This is a genomic window from Comamonas sp. 23, from assembly GCF_049601575.1.
Taxonomy (GTDB): domain Bacteria; phylum Pseudomonadota; class Gammaproteobacteria; order Burkholderiales; family Burkholderiaceae_C; genus Comamonas; species Comamonas squillarum.
The window spans coordinates 3,010,803-3,027,368 of the sequence record NZ_CP187127.1 but is presented as its reverse complement, the minus strand read 5'-3'; the positions used below and the strand labels follow the sequence as shown (position 1 = coordinate 3,027,368).

At 60.9% G+C, this 16,566-nt stretch carries 20 protein-coding genes; 7 read left to right on the top strand and 13 right to left on the bottom strand.

Annotated elements, in window-relative coordinates; translation table 11 throughout:
- Window positions 1-493 precede the first annotated feature (493 nt).
- The 3 genes from ACPEE1_RS13595 to ACPEE1_RS13585 form a co-directional block, all read right to left on the bottom strand.
- Window positions 494-817 (bottom strand): helix-hairpin-helix domain-containing protein, encoded by a 324-nt coding sequence (locus ACPEE1_RS13595; protein WP_133248211.1) that lies wholly within the window; start codon window positions 815-817, stop codon window positions 494-496.
- Window positions 818-1,131: 314 nt separating this feature from the next.
- Window positions 1,132-1,677: an endonuclease V gene (locus ACPEE1_RS13590; protein ID WP_423933130.1), complete on the bottom strand. Its 546-nt coding sequence runs from the start codon at window positions 1,675-1,677 to the stop codon at window positions 1,132-1,134.
- A 92-nt stretch (window positions 1,678-1,769) separates the two neighbouring features.
- Window positions 1,770-2,108 carry a hypothetical protein gene (locus ACPEE1_RS13585; protein WP_423933127.1) on the bottom strand — a complete coding sequence of 113 codons (339 nt, stop codon included), beginning with the start codon at window positions 2,106-2,108 and terminating at the stop codon, window positions 1,770-1,772.
- On the opposite strand from ACPEE1_RS13585, the gene ACPEE1_RS13580 reads away from it, so the two are divergent.
- Window positions 2,092-2,478 carry a hypothetical protein gene (locus ACPEE1_RS13580; RefSeq protein ID WP_260719480.1) on the top strand — a complete coding sequence of 129 codons (387 nt, stop codon included), beginning with the start codon at window positions 2,092-2,094 and terminating at the stop codon, window positions 2,476-2,478. The two genes, ACPEE1_RS13585 and ACPEE1_RS13580, sit on opposite strands and share 17 nt — an antisense overlap.
- A gap of 492 nt (window positions 2,479-2,970) precedes the next feature.
- On the opposite strand, the gene ACPEE1_RS13575 is transcribed toward ACPEE1_RS13580, so the two are convergent.
- Window positions 2,971-3,189 (bottom strand): hypothetical protein, encoded by a 219-nt coding sequence (locus ACPEE1_RS13575; protein ID WP_116927358.1) that lies wholly within the window; start codon window positions 3,187-3,189, stop codon window positions 2,971-2,973.
- 428 nt (window positions 3,190-3,617) lie between these two features.
- Here ACPEE1_RS13575 and ACPEE1_RS13570 point away from each other — a divergent pair, with 428 nt between their 5' ends.
- Window positions 3,618-3,797 (top strand): hypothetical protein, encoded by a 180-nt coding sequence (locus ACPEE1_RS13570; protein WP_182341045.1) that lies wholly within the window; start codon window positions 3,618-3,620, stop codon window positions 3,795-3,797.
- 163 nt (window positions 3,798-3,960) lie between these two features.
- Here the strand turns inward: ACPEE1_RS13570 and ACPEE1_RS13565 are convergent, their stop codons facing one another.
- Window positions 3,961-4,170, bottom strand: a complete 210-nt coding sequence (locus tag ACPEE1_RS13565; protein ID WP_133248208.1) for a hypothetical protein — start codon at window positions 4,168-4,170, stop codon at window positions 3,961-3,963.
- Window positions 4,171-4,889: 719 nt separating this feature from the next.
- On the opposite strand from ACPEE1_RS13565, the gene ACPEE1_RS13560 reads away from it, so the two are divergent.
- From ACPEE1_RS13560 to ACPEE1_RS13540, 5 genes are all read left to right on the top strand, one after another.
- Complete coding sequence (locus ACPEE1_RS13560; RefSeq protein ID WP_116927355.1) at window positions 4,890-6,014, top strand: branched-chain amino acid ABC transporter substrate-binding protein; 1,125 nt, start codon at window positions 4,890-4,892, stop codon at window positions 6,012-6,014.
- Between the two features lie 89 nt (window positions 6,015-6,103).
- Window positions 6,104-7,027 (top strand): high-affinity branched-chain amino acid ABC transporter permease LivH, encoded by a 924-nt coding sequence (gene livH, locus ACPEE1_RS13555; protein WP_116927424.1) that lies wholly within the window; start codon window positions 6,104-6,106, stop codon window positions 7,025-7,027.
- The gene (locus ACPEE1_RS13550) at window positions 7,024-8,256 is read left to right on the top strand and encodes a high-affinity branched-chain amino acid ABC transporter permease LivM (RefSeq protein ID WP_409935194.1); all 1,233 of its coding nucleotides are present in this window, start codon (window positions 7,024-7,026) and stop codon (window positions 8,254-8,256) included. The genes livH and ACPEE1_RS13550 overlap by 4 nt, the downstream gene beginning before the upstream one ends.
- A 37-nt stretch (window positions 8,257-8,293) precedes the next feature.
- Window positions 8,294-9,061: a high-affinity branched-chain amino acid ABC transporter ATP-binding protein LivG gene (livG, locus tag ACPEE1_RS13545; protein ID WP_260719483.1), complete on the top strand. Its 768-nt coding sequence runs from the start codon at window positions 8,294-8,296 to the stop codon at window positions 9,059-9,061.
- A gap of 8 nt (window positions 9,062-9,069) precedes the next feature.
- Window positions 9,070-9,771: an ABC transporter ATP-binding protein gene (locus tag ACPEE1_RS13540; RefSeq protein WP_116927423.1), complete on the top strand. Its 702-nt coding sequence runs from the start codon at window positions 9,070-9,072 to the stop codon at window positions 9,769-9,771.
- Between the two features lie 90 nt (window positions 9,772-9,861).
- Here the strand turns inward: ACPEE1_RS13540 and ACPEE1_RS13535 are convergent, their stop codons facing one another.
- From ACPEE1_RS13535 to ACPEE1_RS13500, 8 genes are all read right to left on the bottom strand, one after another.
- Window positions 9,862-10,725: a TIGR00730 family Rossman fold protein gene (locus tag ACPEE1_RS13535; protein WP_423933121.1), complete on the bottom strand. Its 864-nt coding sequence runs from the start codon at window positions 10,723-10,725 to the stop codon at window positions 9,862-9,864.
- Window positions 10,726-10,879: 154 nt separating this feature from the next.
- Window positions 10,880-11,263 carry a fluoride efflux transporter CrcB gene (gene crcB / locus ACPEE1_RS13530; RefSeq protein ID WP_116927422.1) on the bottom strand — a complete coding sequence of 128 codons (384 nt, stop codon included), beginning with the start codon at window positions 11,261-11,263 and terminating at the stop codon, window positions 10,880-10,882.
- Between the two features lie 70 nt (window positions 11,264-11,333).
- Window positions 11,334-13,154, bottom strand: coding sequence for a peptidase M14 (locus ACPEE1_RS13525; RefSeq protein WP_423933118.1), 1,821 nt, complete (start codon window positions 13,152-13,154; stop codon window positions 11,334-11,336).
- Window positions 13,155-13,288: 134 nt separating this feature from the next.
- On the bottom strand, window positions 13,289-13,666 hold the full coding sequence (gene mnhG / locus ACPEE1_RS13520; protein ID WP_116927350.1) for a monovalent cation/H(+) antiporter subunit G: 378 nt from the start codon (window positions 13,664-13,666) through the stop codon (window positions 13,289-13,291).
- Window positions 13,663-13,941: a K+/H+ antiporter subunit F gene (locus tag ACPEE1_RS13515; protein WP_021028262.1), complete on the bottom strand. Its 279-nt coding sequence runs from the start codon at window positions 13,939-13,941 to the stop codon at window positions 13,663-13,665. Before ACPEE1_RS13515 ends, mnhG begins: the two co-directional genes overlap by 4 nt.
- Window positions 13,938-14,426: a Na+/H+ antiporter subunit E gene (locus tag ACPEE1_RS13510; protein WP_116927349.1), complete on the bottom strand. Its 489-nt coding sequence runs from the start codon at window positions 14,424-14,426 to the stop codon at window positions 13,938-13,940. The genes ACPEE1_RS13515 and ACPEE1_RS13510 overlap by 4 nt, the downstream gene beginning before the upstream one ends.
- Complete coding sequence (locus tag ACPEE1_RS13505; protein ID WP_116927348.1) at window positions 14,423-16,195, bottom strand: monovalent cation/H+ antiporter subunit D; 1,773 nt, start codon at window positions 16,193-16,195, stop codon at window positions 14,423-14,425. Before ACPEE1_RS13505 ends, ACPEE1_RS13510 begins: the two co-directional genes overlap by 4 nt.
- Entirely contained in the window at window positions 16,195-16,560 is a 366-nt protein-coding gene (locus ACPEE1_RS13500; protein WP_021028259.1) for a Na+/H+ antiporter subunit C, read from the bottom strand. Before ACPEE1_RS13500 ends, ACPEE1_RS13505 begins: the two co-directional genes overlap by 1 nt.
- Window positions 16,561-16,566 lie beyond the last annotated feature (6 nt).

Below are 16,566 nucleotides of genomic sequence, written 5' to 3'. Positions count from 1 at the left end.
CTGGGTGGCTTGAATGCCCGCAGGGTTACGGGCGGGAGGGAGCTGTGCAAAGGGCTGGTAGGTCAACCAGCCCCATGACTTGAGATGATCCTATGCAAGCGATTGGCCGGGAGTTTGTCTCTGGTGTGAAGCGCAATGTAACTCTTTGAAACTCTGTGGATAGGTCTCACCTAGCCCGCAGCTCGGCCTGCAGCTAGGCTGGGTGCCGTGTGCATGGTGGAAAAGCGATCTGTTTGGGCGCTTGGGCGCGGTCGCCGTGCACGGATATTGGCCGTTTTTCAAAAGCGACACCAGGCGGTGGATGGGCGTACCCTCCGTGCCATAGCAGGCAGGGATCTGTCATGCGGGGGTAGCGGAGCCTTATTGCTGCGGCAGCATTCGAGGCTGCGGATGGGATGGTGACATGCAGGCACCACCCTTTGGAGGCGAATGAGGCGCGAACGCAAAGATCGTCGCAAGGTCTCCCATGGCCCTTAGCCCGGCCCAGCCTTGGCTACTTGAGATCGTGCCGCCTCAGTGCATTCTGGGTGCGTCTGAAAAAAGGCAGGGCTCTGGGTGCCTGGTCCAGATCGGCCTGCGCAATGTTCGGCTGCTGGGCAGGCGCATAGCGCTCGCCTGGAAACAGGCTTTCCTCTATTTTTCTGAAGGTTCTGGGGCCCACGCTGGGCATTTGCAAAAGCTTTTCCGGGTAGCTCTGGGCTACCTGTTCAATGGTGGTAATGCCATTTCTTGCAAGCACTCGCCACAAATGAGGCGGTAGCAAGCCTTGCAAGGTCGTAGCCGCATGGAGCGATGGGTGTGCAGTGCTGGTATTCATCTCTAGCCATCCAACAATGTAGAACTGAAACGCCGCAGCCCGGGTGCGTTGGGAAGTGAAGGGCTGCGGAGTTTGAAGCATAGAGTGAGCGCGTAACAATTGGTATCACTGAAAATAGTGATTCTGTCAATGTCAACGCAAAAAGAAGGGGGTGTGCCGAGGTCTGCACTGGAGGATATCTAGCGTCGTATCGCTCGCTACGACTCCGTGCCGGGTCCTGGGGTGCCGGCCAAGCAGGATTGCCAACTATAGGGCCTCGGCCCACCAATGGCCAAGCACCTCTGCCACACGTGCGGCTCAGGCCAGAGCGCTTCCTAAGCAGGCCTGTGGTTCGCCTGCAGTTGACCATCCATGCTGCCAGACCTGGAGAGCTGATCGGTCAGGGCCAGCAGTGATGGGATTCTGTGCGCGCCCGCCATGCGCGAGACCCGGGCACTGGCTAATTGAGGGCTGTCGCCTACGGCTGTCACAAACAGGGGGCGCTGCGATTGCCCGCGGCGCACCTGAACCACGTCCGGGCAAGACGCCACACCATGAAACGCGGTCTTTGCAACGCCGATGACTGGCGCAGCGCCATCCAGTGCCTCGTAGAGGTGGGCGCCCAGCCCCGCACGCTTTTCGTCGCCCAGCCACACATAGCCGTCGATGACGATGGCTTGGGGCAGTGCGGGTAGCGTTTGCAGAACACTCAGCAGACAAGGCAGCTCACGCTTGTAAAACGCCCCGGGTTCATAGTCTTGTATGGCTTCGATATGGGCCAGGTAGTGGTGCAGGGCGGCTGGCGATGACCAATCGCTCGCAGTGACGCAAGCGGCTTGCGCCTTTTGGCCCTGGTAGTGGACATCCAGAATCGCAATCATGGTGCGGATTCCCTGGCTGAGCCGCCACTTCTGCTGATGGCTTGCATGACTCGAGTCTTCGTGGGGGCTGCAGTGAGGAGCGAGCCCATCGCTTATTCCAATTCCAGATCCAGGCGCTGCTTAGCCGTGCTGAGCTTGCTTTCCAAGGCGGAGGGGCGCAGCGCGTACGCGTATTTTGTTTCTTCCGCTTGGGGATCGATGCCGTCCAGAAAGGTCATGAATGCCACCTGGTAGTCTTTCACGGCCTTCTTGGCGTCGCTCCCCTTGGCTTTGCCGAGCACTTTTTGGTAGACGTTCTTGGATGCCTGCAAGACTGCAGTTCGGCAGTCCAGGAAATCGCTGTAAGCCTGTTGTCGTGTTGTCTCACCCTGGTTCGCCTGGAGGCGACCTATCGTATATTCTTCCTTGCAGATCATGGCTTTGATCTTCAAGGTCTTCCAGGCAAAGGCTTCTTGTGAGGCGGGACTGGCGTGGGACAGACCTGCATATGTGAATAATACACATGAGAGTGACAAAGTAAGCCGGGACAACATGGTGGACACCTGGTGTTCTGAAGACGCAGGCAGTTTACGGCCATCCGGGCTGAGCGCTGCAGCGGAAATTCTCTTTGTCTTGGTGCGCAACTGGTGCGAAAGGCATCCGCAAGCTGCCCGCGGGCAAGAGACGGCCACGATGGACGTATATCAAGGACGATCACCGCTGCAGCTCGCCACCAAGTCCCAAAAAAAGGCCACCCGAAGGTGGCCCGAGGCGCTGAAAAAAGCCGTTCCTGATCGCTCAGGCATGTTCATGCAAATATAGAGAGGGAGGGAGGATGGTGCATGAATCCGGCAAAATCGTTAGATATATTCTATAGATTGATATAAAACGATTTTGCAAGGGTATTCCCTTGGTTCGCAAAAAAAGAGCCTGCGTTCAGCCGGCTCTCAAACGATGACTATCTCATACTTCGTTCTAGCACCTCCCTATATTCATAAAATCATAAGCTAGACCAATTGCAGGACGGTCTTGGTACCATCAACAACTGTCAGGGCAAGCGTGTCAGCATGTGAGCTTGCGAAGCAACATCATCGGGCTCACACCCCTTGGGCGGACTTGCCCGGCCGCCTTGGCCATCCCAATGCGATGTCGCCCAGTGGGCCCACTGGATCGACTTGGCCCACCTGAACCACTTCACCCACTTGGCAAATCCATGCCAATGGTGGTCCTTCATGGGGCCTAGCAAGCCTGAAGGCTGGCACCGAACCCTCGGCAGCTCGTGCCTGCACCAAACGCTGCGCTCGGCAAAAAATTTCAACCCAGCAACAAGCTTCCCGCATCCAGAGCAGGAGGTCGCAAAAGATCGTCATTGACCCCCATGGCCAGGCTTGCGCGCTCAATGGCCTGCCAGAGGTTCGAAGGCATCTGCAGAATTTCTTCGGGGGAGTTGGACTGGTCAATCCAGGCGCTGATCTCGCCATGTTGGGCATGGGTGAGCAGCTCCAGGCTCAGCATTTCGTCGATGGTTTTCATAAAGCTCAAGCGGTGTGCACGGGCGAGATGACCGCAGTCATGCGCCATCGGCAATCAAAAGGAAATCGGGGCGGAGAGGGGACGGGCAAGTCTGCTGCGTGCGTCAAGGAGCGGCTGGTACTTGAAGCGCGTATCCATGTGCGTGCGTGTCCGGGCTGCAGTTGCGTTGCGCTTGGGTGGCCATGGAATCCTCCTGATGCTATGCCCCACTGTAACCGGTTCCGGAGCGCACGCAGGCGCATTGGTTGCCATGCAACACAATCCGAGGTTGCGTTGCGGCCGGGAGGGTGTAGGCAGCTGTCATGCAGGTCATGCCGCAGGGCGGGGGAGTAGCCGCTGGGCGCGGGGACAAGGCATTTCGCCCGACAATAGCGGCTCTCGAAAGACAAGGAAAAGCGGTGGTCCCTTCCCAAGAACATGCTGCGTTGATGGCCAGTTACCAAAAGCTGGTGGCCGAGGTCAACCAGAAAACGGCCCTGGTGCGCATCGCATCGCTCAAAGGGCCTCAGGCCATGCGTGCTGCGATGGCGACTGCTGCAAAGGCTGAGCGCCGGCGCGATGTGCTGGCCGCCAAGCTGGCGGCGGCTGGGGTGGTAGTGGGTGACTGACGCCAAACCGGAGCGTGCAGCCAAAAAATCTGGCAGTCTCGGCAGTGAAAGCGGTGCTGGGGCAACCGCATAGGCGCTTGCCTTTGCGCAGCGATGCTGCAGGGAGACATGACCCCGGCGCCGCCAACCGGTATAAGCGGCCAGCGCGCAAAGCCCGCAGCGCTTAGGCTGGCGTGCAAAACGCCCGGTTGGGGTAGAGAATATCCGTAAGCACATGGTGGCCACGGGTCTGCAGCAGGTAGGTGCCTGGCCCGCCGTCAGCAATGGCCTGCTCCAGCAGTTCCAGGAATTGCTGGCGATGGTGGACGTCATCGGGCAGCCAGGCAGAGGCAGCCACGGCGTTGTCCGCGCCGCTGCCTTTGGAATTGATCAACCTAATCTCTTTCATGTTGAACAATTCTCCATACGTGATTGACATTGTGCAAGCAGTTTTTGCTTGAGTTAGCAATGGTTAAAGAATCACCCAATAAAAACATTCACATACCGTTAGGTTCGGGCAGCAATATAAGCCCATGTGCATCAAGCGTGTTTACCGATTTCTGGGTGGTTGGCCACGCTCTAGGCGACCGTAAGGGTGGCGATTTTTGATTGCGGATGTAACAAAAAAACCTGTGAACTCGGTGCGCGTTGCCGATCTTGGCGGGCTGTGGATGGGTTTGGACTGGTCAGAATGCGCGCGCGGCAGGATTTTTCGCGCACAATGCTGCCTCTCGCAATGGCGTGCTTGTACTCTGGGCTTGGTGATAGCCGTTGGGCGGTTGGCCAGGGGAGGGTTGAGCACGCTGCAGATGCCGGGGAGGGCGCGGGTCCTTCTTATAGGTGCACTAAATGCATTTAAATGTAGAAGGACTCAACCAGCGCTTGCGGTGGCTTTAGCGGTATTTGCACACATTTGGTGCAAAGATGCCGATGGATGCCTCGCATAGGTGCAAAGGTCACTGTCTGCTAGCACATGCGTGACATATTTGGCAATCCTTGGCATCCCTCTTGTGAGAGTTGGTTAGACCTATATGCTGTCTCCGCATCGCACTTGATAGTTGCTCTATTGGCAATGATTGCGATCCATAGCTTGATTAAAAAAAGGATTCCGATATGAAGGTACCGTTTCGCCTCAACTCGATGGTGGTTGCATTTGGTTTGGCCGGCAGCATGCTCGCTGGCGCCGCCCAGGCTCAAAATATCAAGATTGGTGTGGTCATTCCTGCGACGGGTCCGCTGACCCAGTACGGCGACATGGTCAAGGAGGGTGTGGATACGGCGCTCGAGCAGATCAATGCAGCCGGTGGCGTCAATGGCAACAAGCTCGAAGCGGTGATCGTTGACGATGCCTGCGAGCCCAAGCAAGGCCCAGTGGCCGCCAACCGCGTGGTCAACGCCAAGATCCATTACGTGGTCGGCCCCGTGTGCTCGGGCGCTGCCATTGCTGCGGCGCCCATCTACAACAACGAAGGTGTGGTGGTGGTGACTCCGTCGGCCACGTCGCCAGCGCTCACCGAAGGCAAGAACTTCAGCTCGATCTTCCGCACCATTGGCCGTGACGACCAGCAAGGTCCTTTCGCTGCCAAGTTCATTGCCCAGAACGTCAAGCCCAAGAAGGTTGCCGTGCTGCACGACAAGCAATCCTACGGCCAGGGCATTGCCACGGCCGTGCGTGACACGCTCAAGGCCGACGGCGTGAACGTCGCGCTGTTCGAAGGTATCAACGCCGGTGACAGCGACTACTCTGCCGTGATCACCAAGCTGAAAAGCGCCGGTGTGGACTTTGTCTACTACGGCGGCTACCACCCAGAGATGGGCCTGCTGCTGCGCCAATCGGCTGAGCAAGGCCTGAAGGTCCGCATCATGGGCCCAGAAGGCGTGGGCAACCCTGAAATCAACGCCATCGCCGGCCCGGCTGTTGAAGGCATGCTGGTGACCTTGCCTGCGGACTTCGCTTCCAACCCCAAGAACGCCGCCATCGTCAAGGCCTTCAAGGACAAGAAGCGCGATCCTTCCGGCTCGTTCCAGATGGGCTCGTACACCGCAGTCCAAGTCATTGCTGACTCGATCAAGGCCGTGGGCAATGATGGCGCCAAGGTGGCCAAGCACCTGCATACCGCAACTTTTGAAACCCCGCTGGGCAAGCTCGCCTGGGATGCCAAGGGTGACCTGAAGTCCTACGACTTCCAGGTGTTCAGCTGGCACAAGGACGGCAGCAAGTCGCCTGCAACCAAGTAAGTGTTTGGCAAAAGCATGGCTCTAAAACATAGAGCCATGCTTTTTTATTTTGGCGGCCACAAGCGCCAATGGAATTGGGTTGGTACGGTATGAACGATTTTTTGCCCCAATTCATACAACAGTTGTTCAATGGTCTGTCACTGGGCGCGATCTACGCGCTGGTGGCCATTGGCTACACGATGGTGTATGGAATTATCGGAATGATTAATTTCGCCCATGGCGAGATTTATATGATTGCGGCCTATATCGGCCTGGTGACCTTGTCGGCCATCGGCACGCAAAGCGGGCTGCCGGTCTTTGTGGTGATCGGTGCCATGCTGCTCGTAGCGGTGGTGCTCACCGGTGTCTATGGCTATGTGGTCGAGCAGGTGGCTTATAAGCCCTTGCGCAGCAGCCCCCGTCTGGTGGCCCTGATCTCGGCCATTGGTATGTCAATCTTTTTGCAAAACTGGGTGGCCCTGGGCCAGGGCGCACGTGATATGGCGGTGCCTTCGCTGTTGCCTGGTGCCTTCAACTTTCACATGGGTGATTTCGAGGTCTTTGTGCCCTACACCCGCATCTTGATCATCGTAGTTGCCGTGGTGCTGATGGCCGCGCTGACCTTCTACATCCGCCACTCGCGCATGGGCCGCGCCTCGCGCGCCTGCTCGCAAGATATGCAGATGGCCAATCTGTTGGGCATTGACACCAACAAGGTGGTGTCGTTCACCTTCATTCTGGGCGCGGTGCTGGCTGCGGTGGGCGGCGTGCTGATTGCGCTGGCGATCGGCAAGCTCAACCCGTATATCGGTTTTGTTGCGGGCATCAAGGCCTTCACAGCGGCGGTGCTGGGCGGCATCGGCAGCATTCCGGGTGCGATGCTGGGCGGCGTGCTGCTGGGCGTGGCCGAGACCATGGCTGCCGCCTATATCTCGTCCGAATACAAGGACATCGTCGCCTTCGGTCTGCTGGTGCTGATCCTGCTCTTCCGCCCCACGGGCCTGTTGGGCAAGCCTGAAGTGGAGAAAGTCTGATGGTGAAAGCGAACATCAAGAACGCCATCATCTCGGCCGTGCTGGCCGCTTTGGTGGTGGTCCCCATCTTTGGCCTGCACCTGGAGCGCAAGGGCGGCCAGAACTACATTGAGCCGCACTGGAACCTGGTGATCTGGGGCTTTGTCATCGTGCTGGTGCTGCAGCTGGTCAAGCCGATGCTGGGCAAGCATATGGCCCGGGTGCAGGCCCCGCGCCTGCCCGAGGTCAGCGCCCGCATGCGCATGACGCTCATGTGGCTGGTGATTGTGGCGGCCATTGCCTGGCCGTTTTTCAGCGGCCGCAACGCGGTCGATATTGCCACCTTGGCCTTGATCTATGTGATGCTGGGCCTGGGCCTGAACATCGTGGTCGGCTTTGCCGGTCTGCTCGATCTGGGCTTTGTCGGCTTTTATGCGGTGGGCGCCTATACCTATGCCTTGCTGTTCCACTGGGCCGGCTGGTCGTTCTGGGAAGCGCTGCCGCTGTCCGGCGCAGCCGCTGCCCTGTTCGGCTTCTTGCTGGGATTTCCGGTGCTGCGCCTGCGCGGCGATTACCTGGCGATCGTGACCCTGGGCTTTGGCGAAATCATCCGCCTGCTGCTGGTCAACCTGGTGGACTTCACCGGCGGGCCGGACGGCATCTCGAGCATTCCCAAGCCCACCTTCCTGGGCTTTGAGCTGACCCGTTCGGCCTCGCAAGAGGGTGCGCAGACCTTGCAGCAGTTCCTGGGCATCGAGTTCAACACCATGCACATGGTGGTGTTCCTCTACCTGTTGGCGCTGGGCCTGGCCTTGGTCACCTTGTGGATCAGCAACCGTTTGATCCGCATGCCCATTGGCCGCGCCTGGGAAGCGCTGCGTGAAGACGAAGTCGCCTGCCGCTCACTGGGCATGAACCCCACGAAGATCAAGCTCTCGGCCTTCACGTTGGGCGCCATGTTTGCCGGTTTTGGCGGCGCATTCTTTGCCGCGCGCCAGGGCATTGTCAGCCCCGAGTCGTTCAGCTTTATCGAGTCGGCCCTGATCCTGGCCATCGTGGTGCTGGGCGGCATGGGCTCGCAAATCGGCGTTGTCGTGGCCGCGATCCTGATCACGGTGCTGCCTGAGCTGGCACGCGAGTTCTCGGAATACCGCATGCTGATTTTCGGCCTGGTGATGATCTTGATGATGGTCTGGCGTCCGCAGGGCTTGTTCCCGATGAAGCGCCACCATGAAGAGTTGAAGCAATGACCGTAAACACGGAAAACGCAAACAGGGAGAAGTGTTTATGAGTCAAAGCATACTGAAGGTCGAAGGCCTGTGCATGCGCTTTGGCGGCTTGCTCGCGGTCGACCAGGTCGCGCTCGATGTCAAGCCGCAGGAGGTGTTCGCCATCATTGGCCCCAATGGTGCGGGCAAGACCACCGTGTTCAACTGCATCAGCGGTTTCTACAAGCCCACGGCTGGTACCGTGTCGCTGGGCGGGCAGTCGATTGCCGGCCTTGCCAGCCATGAGGTGGCCAACCACGGCGTGGTGCGTACCTTCCAGAACGTGCGCCTGTTCAAGGGCATGACGGTGCTGGAGAACCTGCTGGTGGCCCAGCATCAGCAGATCAAGCGCAACCTGCTCTCGGGCCTGTTCAAGACCAAGGCCTACCGCGCGGCCGAAGAGCACGCCAAGGAGCAAGCGGCCCACTGGCTGGATGTGATGGGCCTGCGCGCCTTCACCAACCGCGAGGCGGGCAACCTGGCCTATGGCCACCAGCGCCGGCTGGAGATTGCGCGCTGCATGATCACCAAGCCCAAGCTGCTGATGCTTGACGAGCCTGCAGCCGGCCTCAATCCGCAAGAGAAGGTGGAGCTGCAGCACCTCATCGACCGCTTGCGCCGCGAGTACGGCGTGACGGTGCTGCTGATCGAGCATGACATGAGCCTGGTGATGGGGGTGTCCGAGCGCATCCTGGTGATGGAGTATGGCAAGCCGATTGCACTGGGTGTGCCGGAGGTCATTCGCAATGACGAACGCGTGATCAAGGCATACCTGGGAGAGTCCTGATGCAGCCGATGTTGGAAATCAAGAATATCAGCACGCATTACGGTGCGATTTGTGCAGTCAACGATGTGAGCCTGCATGTCAATGAGGGGGAGATCGTCTCGCTGATCGGCAGCAATGGCGCTGGCAAGACCACGTTGCTGATGAGCGTCTGCGGTAATCCCTGCGCCACCACGGGCTCGATCAAGTTCGAGGGTGAAGAGCTGGTGGGGCAGTCCTCGCACCTGATCATGCGCAAGGGCATTGCGATCTCGCCCGAAGGCCGGCGCGTCTTCAAGGACCTCACGGTCATGGAGAACCTGCAGATGGGCGCGTTCTTCTTGAACAAGCAGGAGATTGCGCACGGCATTGACTATGTCTACGGGCTCTTTCCCCGCCTCAAGGAGCGTGCCGAGCAGCGCGCTGGCACCATGTCGGGCGGCGAGCAGCAGATGCTGGCCATTGGACGGGCGCTGATGAGCAAGCCGCGCCTGCTGCTGCTCGATGAACCCACCTTGGGCCTGGCGCCGCTGATCATTGCGCAGATCTTCGAGATCATCAAGGCCGTGCGTGAGCAGGGCGTGACCGTGTTCCTGGTCGAGCAAAACGCCAACCAGGCGCTGCAGATCGCCGACCGGGGCTATGTGCTGGAGACCGGCAAGGTCACGCTGGAAGACAGCGGGGTCAACCTGCTGCGCAACCAGGACATCCGCAAGGCCTACCTGGGCGGCTGATCGGCGCAGCGGCAGACGCTGCCACTACCCAAAGCAAAACCGCTCCTGGCTGCATGGTCAGGAGCGGTTTTTTTATGCCTGGGCGCTGCGTTAGCGCTGGTAGTAGGCCTGGATGATGCGGCAGGCCTCATGCACATCGTCGGTGATGTGGAAGAGCTTGACGTTCTCGGGCGAGATGGTGCCGTACTCGATCATCACATCGAAGTTCAGCATGCGCGACCAGTAGTCCACGCCAAACAGCACAATGGGCACACCCTTGGCCTTGTGGGTCTGCACCAGGGTGAGCACTTCGAACAGCTCATCCATCGTGCCAAAGCCGCCGGGAAACACCACCAGGGCCCGCGCGCGCATCATCAGGTGCATCTTGCGCAGCGCAAAGTAGTGGAACTTGAAGCACAGCGCCGGCGTGATGTAGCGGTTGCCCGACTGCTCATGGGGCAAGGTGATGTTCATGCCGACATTGGGTGCGTGCTCCTCGGAGGCGCCCCGGTTGGCCGCTTCCATGATGCCGGGGCCGCCGCCAGTGCAGATGTAGAGGCGGTCTTCGAGCTTCTGGGTTTCGCTGAACTTGGCCACCAGGCGTGCAAAGCGGCGTGCGGCGTCGTAGTAGCGGCTGGTGGCCATGGCGCGCTGCGCCACGGCAATCGCTTGCGCATCGCCCTGGGTCTGGGCGGCCGCCAGCAGCAGCTCAGCCTCTTCAGGCGCCACAAAGCGCGCGCTGCCAAACACCACGACGGTGTTGTTGATGCCTTGGGCGGTCAGCTCCAGGTCGGGCTTGAGCATCTCGAGTTGAAAGCGGATCGAGCGGGTCTCGCGGCGGCTCAGAAACTCGGGGTCTGCAAAAGCCAGGCGGTAAGAGTCGCGCTTGGCCGCCTGCTCTGCAGGTATGTCGGCACCGAACAGGTTCCAGTCATGCGCCATGACTTGTTCGTCGAGTTGGGTGTTGGCGTCCATGGTCTTCTCCAGCTTTCACAATGCCAGTGCCCGGCAGGCACCAGCGTTCACAAAAAACACAAACAGCGCAAGCGGGGCCTGCGCTGCTACTGAATATAGAGCGATTTGGGCATGCACTCGCGGCAATGCCTTAAAAAATACGCCTTAAGGATTCTTAGCGCCCACCCCACAGCGCCTGGCCGGTCGCCAGGCCCAGGGCCGTCAACGCCAGCGAGCCCAGCAGGTGCAGGCTGCATTGCAACAGCGCCAGGCCGTAGCGCTGGGCCTGCAGCATCGATACCGTCTCGGCAGAGAAGCTGGAAAAGGTGGTGAGGGCGCCCAGAAAACCGGTGATCAGCACCAGGCGCCAGACCGGGTCGATGCCCGGTGCGTTTTGGAACAGCGCCACCAGCAGGCCAATGGCGTAGCCGCCCCCCAGGTTGGCCGCCAAGGTGCCCCAGGGCAGCAAGGCATGGGGCTGGTTGAGCCAGCGGCCCAGTTGCCAGCGTGCCAGCGCGCCCAGGCAGGCGCCAATCGATATGCCAAGAACATTCCACATGGCAGGCAGCTTAGCAGGGCGCAGCTGCACTGCGTGAAAAATCGGTGCCACGCCAGTGATGCTTCCCAGCTCAGCGCGTTTGCACAATGTCCTGCCAGGCGGCATAGGCGGCCAGCACCGCAGCGCGTTGCACGGTATGCGCAAAGACCAGCGCATCGCCCACCACCGTCTGGTCCGGGAACTCGGTGATCAGGCTCACGGGGGTCAGGCCGTTGTTGTCGACCTGCATCGTGCAGGGTGTGCCATGCCGCAGCTCAAACGGCTGGCGGCCGGAATGGCTTTGGTACAGCGCCAATTGGCGGCGGTTGTACTCCGGCAAGCCCGCCACCTGCAGCAGGGCCTGCGCCACCCGCTCGGCCAGCGCTTCGGCCTGCGGCTGCCACTCTTCCTGGTAGCGCAGAATCAGGAAAAAGCCCTTCGGAATGGTCCAGAGGTCAAAGCCCTGGGGCACATAGCCGGACAAGGGGCGCGTCCATTCATGGGCGGGATAGCCATGCAGGCTCAGGTGCAGCTGCGCGCCGCTGGCGGCAATCGCATCACGGCGCAGTGCGCCTTCGTACCAGGGGGCATGGTCGCGGTAGGCCAGGTCATCGCCCAGCGCGGTATAGCGTGCTGCATGGTGCATCTGCTCGGGGGCGTAACGGCAGTACCACTGGTGCAGGTCATAGCCGTCGGGGTTCTCGACGGGGATGTAGGCAAAGTGGCTGTCCGCCTGCTGCGCCAGTGCCAGCGCGCCGCGCAAGGCGCCTGTCACACCTGATATCTCATTGGCATGCTGGCCGCCACTCAGCACCACCGGATGCTCGCTGCCCTTTTTGTAGGTGGCGGCTATGCGGCGGCCCTGCACGCTCTGGCCCTGGCAGGCGCTGCCATAGGCATCAAACAGCGGCTGGACCAGCGCATCCATCTGGGTGAGGCTCGGCGCGCGCTGCAGCTGCGCTGCGGCCGCATCGGCCTGGGCAAAGCTGTGGGGGCTATAGGTAGCGGTTGGCAGGCCTTCTTCCACCTCGGGCAGGGGCTCGCTCAGCGCGAGTGCGCGGATCTGCAAGCCGACCGTTGTCAGCTCCAGCGGATGGGACTGTGCGGCGATCTGGATGTCCGGCACGATCTGGCCCGGTTGCAGGCGGCGGTCACCGGCTGCGCGCCCGGACAGCTTTTGAAAATGTTCCAGCAGCGAGAAATACAGGTCCTCGTGCATGGCTTCGGGCGTGCTCATGGTCTCGCCGGTGCCGGCAATCGCTTGTTCAAATCCGGGCAGTTGCATGGCGATATGCAGACGGCCAAAGAAGGGCTCGGTCTTGGGCCAGGCATGGTGCTCAATGGCCTGCATGGCCTGGCTATAGGCTGCCTCGTAGTCCGTGAGCAGGGCGGCATCGTGCACGGTGCGGCCTTGGGCGTCATGCGCCTGCTGCCAGCCGCAGGGGGTGATGCCGCTGCTGCCGTGCGCTGATTGGAAAGCCCGGTTGGGCGCGAACACCTGCAGGCTTTGTGTGCGCCCATCCTGGTAGCGCAGCGCCAGGGTGTAGTTGCTGTTGTGCTGGCCGGCGGCCATCTGCAGATCGACACCGTGTGGCAGCATGGCGGCCAGCGGGTAGGCCTCCAGCATAAAACGGTTGGGCGCCGCATCCGCATGCAGCGGATAGTGCAGCTGCAGGCTTTGCAGCCCGGTGGTGTCTAGGTCTTCCAGCACCGCATGTACCAGCGGCTTGTAGGCACTGCGAATGCGGGCGCGGATGCCGTGCTTGGCCAGTTGCTGCTCAGCCGCCCGGCGTGCATCAACGCCTTCAAAACACCAGAGCTGCCATGCCAGCTCGGGCTGCGGATGGGCCAAGCGCTCAGCCATCCATTGGCTGAGCGTGCGGTTGAGGGTGTGGGAGAGCAGAAGCGTCATGGCAGGGCCTGGGGTGTGGATGCTGGTGATCCACCAGCATAGAACAAGCGCGCTGTTCCTGCTGTCCCCGGGCGCTTATTCCCGCCTGAACCTCGTCCCTGGCGGTGCCTTGGCCGCCTACCGCCATCACGGTTTCAGGCGTCGTTGCCTTCCGGGTTGGCCGACACGATGCGGCTCAGGCTAGGCGGCACATCCTTGCCCATGCGCCGGTCGCGGAACAGCGCCGCACGCATCAAAAAGATATTGGTGATGGGTACGGCCACGGACAGCAGCACAGCGATCAGCAAGGTGTGAAAGCTGGGTTTGTGCGACTGCAGGCTGAAGAAGAGGACCGAGCTCCAGACAATCAGCCAGCAGCCGGCGCAGGCGATGATGGACGGCGTGTGGACGCGTTCGTAGTAGCTGGGCAGGCGAAACAGGCTGAGCGCGCCGATCAAGGTGATCAAGCAGCCCGCGAGCACCAGCACCGACACCACAATCTGCACCCAGATGGGCAGGTCGATTTCCGTCATTCGATCACCTCCCCGCGCAGGAGGAACTTGGCCATGGCCGTCGAGCTGACAAAGCCAAACAGCGCGATGAGCAGGGCGGCCTCAAAGTAATTGACCGACGCATAGTGGATGCCCAGCACCAGCATCGCGAGCATGCCGATCAGGTACATGCAGTCCAGGGCCAGCACACGGTCCTGGGCCTGCGGGCCCTTGAGCAGCCGGATCATCGCAAACAGCATGGCCAGCAGCAGGATGAAGAGGGCCGCCGGCATCGTCCAGGCAAGAATGTTGTTCATTCGAAAATCTCCATGAGGGGCCGTTCATAGAAGGCCTTGATGTGGTCGATAACGCCCTGTGGGTCATCCGCCTCCAGCACGTGCAACAGCAGGATGGAACGGTCACGCGATATCTCGGCCCAGGCGGTGCCCGGCGTGATGCAGACGATCATTGCCAGCACCGCCAGACCATTGGGATCGCGCAGTTGCAGGGGCACGTGCACAAAGCCAGCCGGCTTTTTGCGGGTGCCGGGCATCAGCAGCAGGCGCAGCACGGCGCGATTGGATTGCAGCGAATCGGCGGCGACACGAAAGCCCAGGCGGATGATGGTCCAGGGCTTTTTGATGCTGACCGAGCGGGGACGCAGGCCTTGGGTCAGCACAGGAATCAGCAAGCCGAACAGCACGCCCAGGATGATCTGGCCCGGGCTGATGCTGCGGTTGAGCAGCAGCCACACCAGGCACAGCAGCACGGACAGCAGGGGCGCAGGGAAAAGGCGCTTCATGGCTCGGTACCTCCGGCGATGGCTGCATCGGGCGCAGCGGTAAAGCCAGTTTCAGGCAGCACGGTCGGGATCTCGGGCGTGACCACGGGCTTGGCCGTGGGGGAGGGCTTGGGGTTGGTCTCCAGCACAGCGCGGATGTAGTTGCCAGGCGAATGGAGGTTGTCGGCCGCGCGCTGGGTAAAGCGCATCACGCTGGCGCCATGGGTCACCATCAGAATGCAGCAGCCCAGCAAGATGGCGAGCGGCAGGCCTTCAATCACCTTGAGCTCGGGCGTGCTGCGGCTGATGCTGGACCAGAACTCGCGAATGCCGATGCGCACCAGGGCCGTCAAGGCCATCAGGCCCGTGGCGATCAAAATGGCCATGAACAGCCAGCCCAGCCAGCCGATCTGCGTGCCCGCCGACGAGCCCAGGCCCAGCGGATTGAGCAGCGCCGAGAGCATCGCGAATTTGCCGATAAAGCCCGACAGCGGGGGAAGGCCGGAAATCACCAGGGTGCAGACCATGAACGACAGGCCCAGGAAGGCCATCGCCGCCGGAATGGCCCGGCCAATCAGCACTTCCTCGTCCTCGTCGAGGTTGAGGCCCTCGCGTGGCAGCAGCTCTGCGGTCAAAAACGGCGCCTCCTCATCCTCAAAGCGCACACTGGCGCCATCGGTGGTGCGCCATCGCTCGATCAGGTCAGTGACCAGGAACAGGGCCGCTACGGCCAAGGTGGAGCTGGGCATGTAGTAGAGCAAGGCGCTGGTCATCAGGTTCTGGCCAAAGCCGGCAGCGGCGAGCAAGGTGCCTGCTGATAATATGGCTGCATAGCCCGCCACATAGCCCAGGCGCTGCGTACCCAGGATCGAGATCGCCGCGTACAGCATCGTGGCCAGCCCGCCCAAGATCAGCCAAGCGCTGCCAAAATGAGCCGAAGGCCCGGCCTCGCTGCTGAACATCAAGGTCCACAGCCGCACAATCGTATAGATGCCCACCTTGGTCATCAGCGCAAAAATGGCGCCCACCGGCGCGGTGGCCGAGCCATAGGCGGGCACCAGCCAGAAGTTCAGCGGCCAGACTGCCGCCTTGATCAGAAAGGCCGTGGCCAAGATACCGGCTGCGGTGTGCAGCAAGCCCCGGTCAGCGCTGCTGACGCTGGGGATGATGCGCGCCAGATCGGCCATGTTCAAGGTGCCGGTGATGCCGTAGAGCATCGACACGCCGATCAAAAAGAGCGAGGACGCTGCCAGGTTGATGGCGATGTAGTGCAGGCCATGCTGCACCCGGGATTTGCCCGAGCCGTGCAGCAGCAAACCGTAGGAGGCGGCCAGCATGATCTCGAAGAACACGAAGAGGTTGAACAGATCACCGGTCAGGAAGGCACCGGCCAGGCCCATCATCTGGAACTGGAACAGCGGGTGAAAATGCACACCCACCCGGTGCCAGCGCGCGCCGGAATACACCACGGCACACAGCGCGACCACGCTGGTGGTCAGCAGCATCAGGGCCGAGAGCCGGTCGAGCACCAGCACAATGCCAAATGGCGCGGCCCAGTTGCCCGACAGGTAAACGCTCATCGAGGTGGCCATGCCATCCTGGTTGCTCCACTTGACCAGGGCCATGGCGATGACCAGGCCGATCAGGCAGGAGCTGATGTTCATCAGCAGTTTGGTGCGTTGGTACTTCTCGCCCAGCGTCAGCATCAGCGCTGCCGTCAGCATGGGCAGCAAAATCGGTGCCAGCAGCAGGTGCGGCATCAGGCGCTCAGTCAGCGTCATCAGCGACATCAAGGCGCCTCCTGCACATCGTTGGAGAGGGATCCGTCCACGTGGTCAGTGCCCGTCATGCCGCGCGAGGCGAGCAGCACCACCAAAAAGAGGGCGGTCATCGCAAAGCCGATGACGATGGCCGTCAGCACCAGGGCCTGCGGCATGGGGTCGGCGTAATGCATCAGGTCGGTGGGCACACCGGGCTGCAGTATCGGCTCGCGGTCGATCGCCAGGCCCACGCGGCCCATGCTGAAGATAAACAAATTGACCGCATACGACAGCAAGAGCAGACCCATGATGATCTGAAACGTCCGTGGGCGCAGCAACAGCCAGACGCCGGAGCCGGTCAATACGCCAATGGCAATGGCCAGTACGATTTCCATTTGGTA

Coding starts and splice junctions, on each gene's coding strand:
- ACPEE1_RS13590 (WP_423933130.1), bottom strand. CDS start 1,677: ATGATTGCGATTCTGGATGTCCACTACCAGGGCCAAAAGGCGCAAGCC.
- ACPEE1_RS13595 (WP_133248211.1), bottom strand. CDS start 817: ATGAATACCAGCACTGCACACCCATCGCTCCATGCGGCTACGACCTTG.
- crcB (WP_116927422.1), bottom strand. CDS start 11,263: ATGTGGAATGTTCTTGGCATATCGATTGGCGCCTGCCTGGGCGCGCTG.
- ACPEE1_RS13505 (WP_116927348.1), bottom strand. CDS start 16,195: ATGTCGCTGATGACGCTGACTGAGCGCCTGATGCCGCACCTGCTGCTG.
- ACPEE1_RS13525 (WP_423933118.1), bottom strand. CDS start 13,154: ATGACGCTTCTGCTCTCCCACACCCTCAACCGCACGCTCAGCCAATGG.
- ACPEE1_RS13540 (WP_116927423.1), top strand. CDS start 9,070: ATGTTGGAAATCAAGAATATCAGCACGCATTACGGTGCGATTTGTGCA.
- ACPEE1_RS13535 (WP_423933121.1), bottom strand. CDS start 10,725: ATGGACGCCAACACCCAACTCGACGAACAAGTCATGGCGCATGACTGG.
- ACPEE1_RS13515 (WP_021028262.1), bottom strand. CDS start 13,941: ATGAACAACATTCTTGCCTGGACGATGCCGGCGGCCCTCTTCATCCTG.
- ACPEE1_RS13560 (WP_116927355.1), top strand. CDS start 4,890: ATGAAGGTACCGTTTCGCCTCAACTCGATGGTGGTTGCATTTGGTTTG.
- mnhG (WP_116927350.1), bottom strand. CDS start 13,666: ATGACGGAAATCGACCTGCCCATCTGGGTGCAGATTGTGGTGTCGGTG.
- ACPEE1_RS13510 (WP_116927349.1), bottom strand. CDS start 14,426: ATGAAGCGCCTTTTCCCTGCGCCCCTGCTGTCCGTGCTGCTGTGCCTG.
- ACPEE1_RS13570 (WP_182341045.1), top strand. CDS start 3,618: ATGGCCAGTTACCAAAAGCTGGTGGCCGAGGTCAACCAGAAAACGGCC.
- livH (WP_116927424.1), top strand. CDS start 6,104: ATGAACGATTTTTTGCCCCAATTCATACAACAGTTGTTCAATGGTCTG.
- ACPEE1_RS13575 (WP_116927358.1), bottom strand. CDS start 3,189: ATGAAAACCATCGACGAAATGCTGAGCCTGGAGCTGCTCACCCATGCC.
- ACPEE1_RS13580 (WP_260719480.1), top strand. CDS start 2,092: ATGGCTTTGATCTTCAAGGTCTTCCAGGCAAAGGCTTCTTGTGAGGCG.
- ACPEE1_RS13500 (WP_021028259.1), bottom strand. CDS start 16,560: ATGGAAATCGTACTGGCCATTGCCATTGGCGTATTGACCGGCTCCGGC.
- livG (WP_260719483.1), top strand. CDS start 8,294: ATGAGTCAAAGCATACTGAAGGTCGAAGGCCTGTGCATGCGCTTTGGC.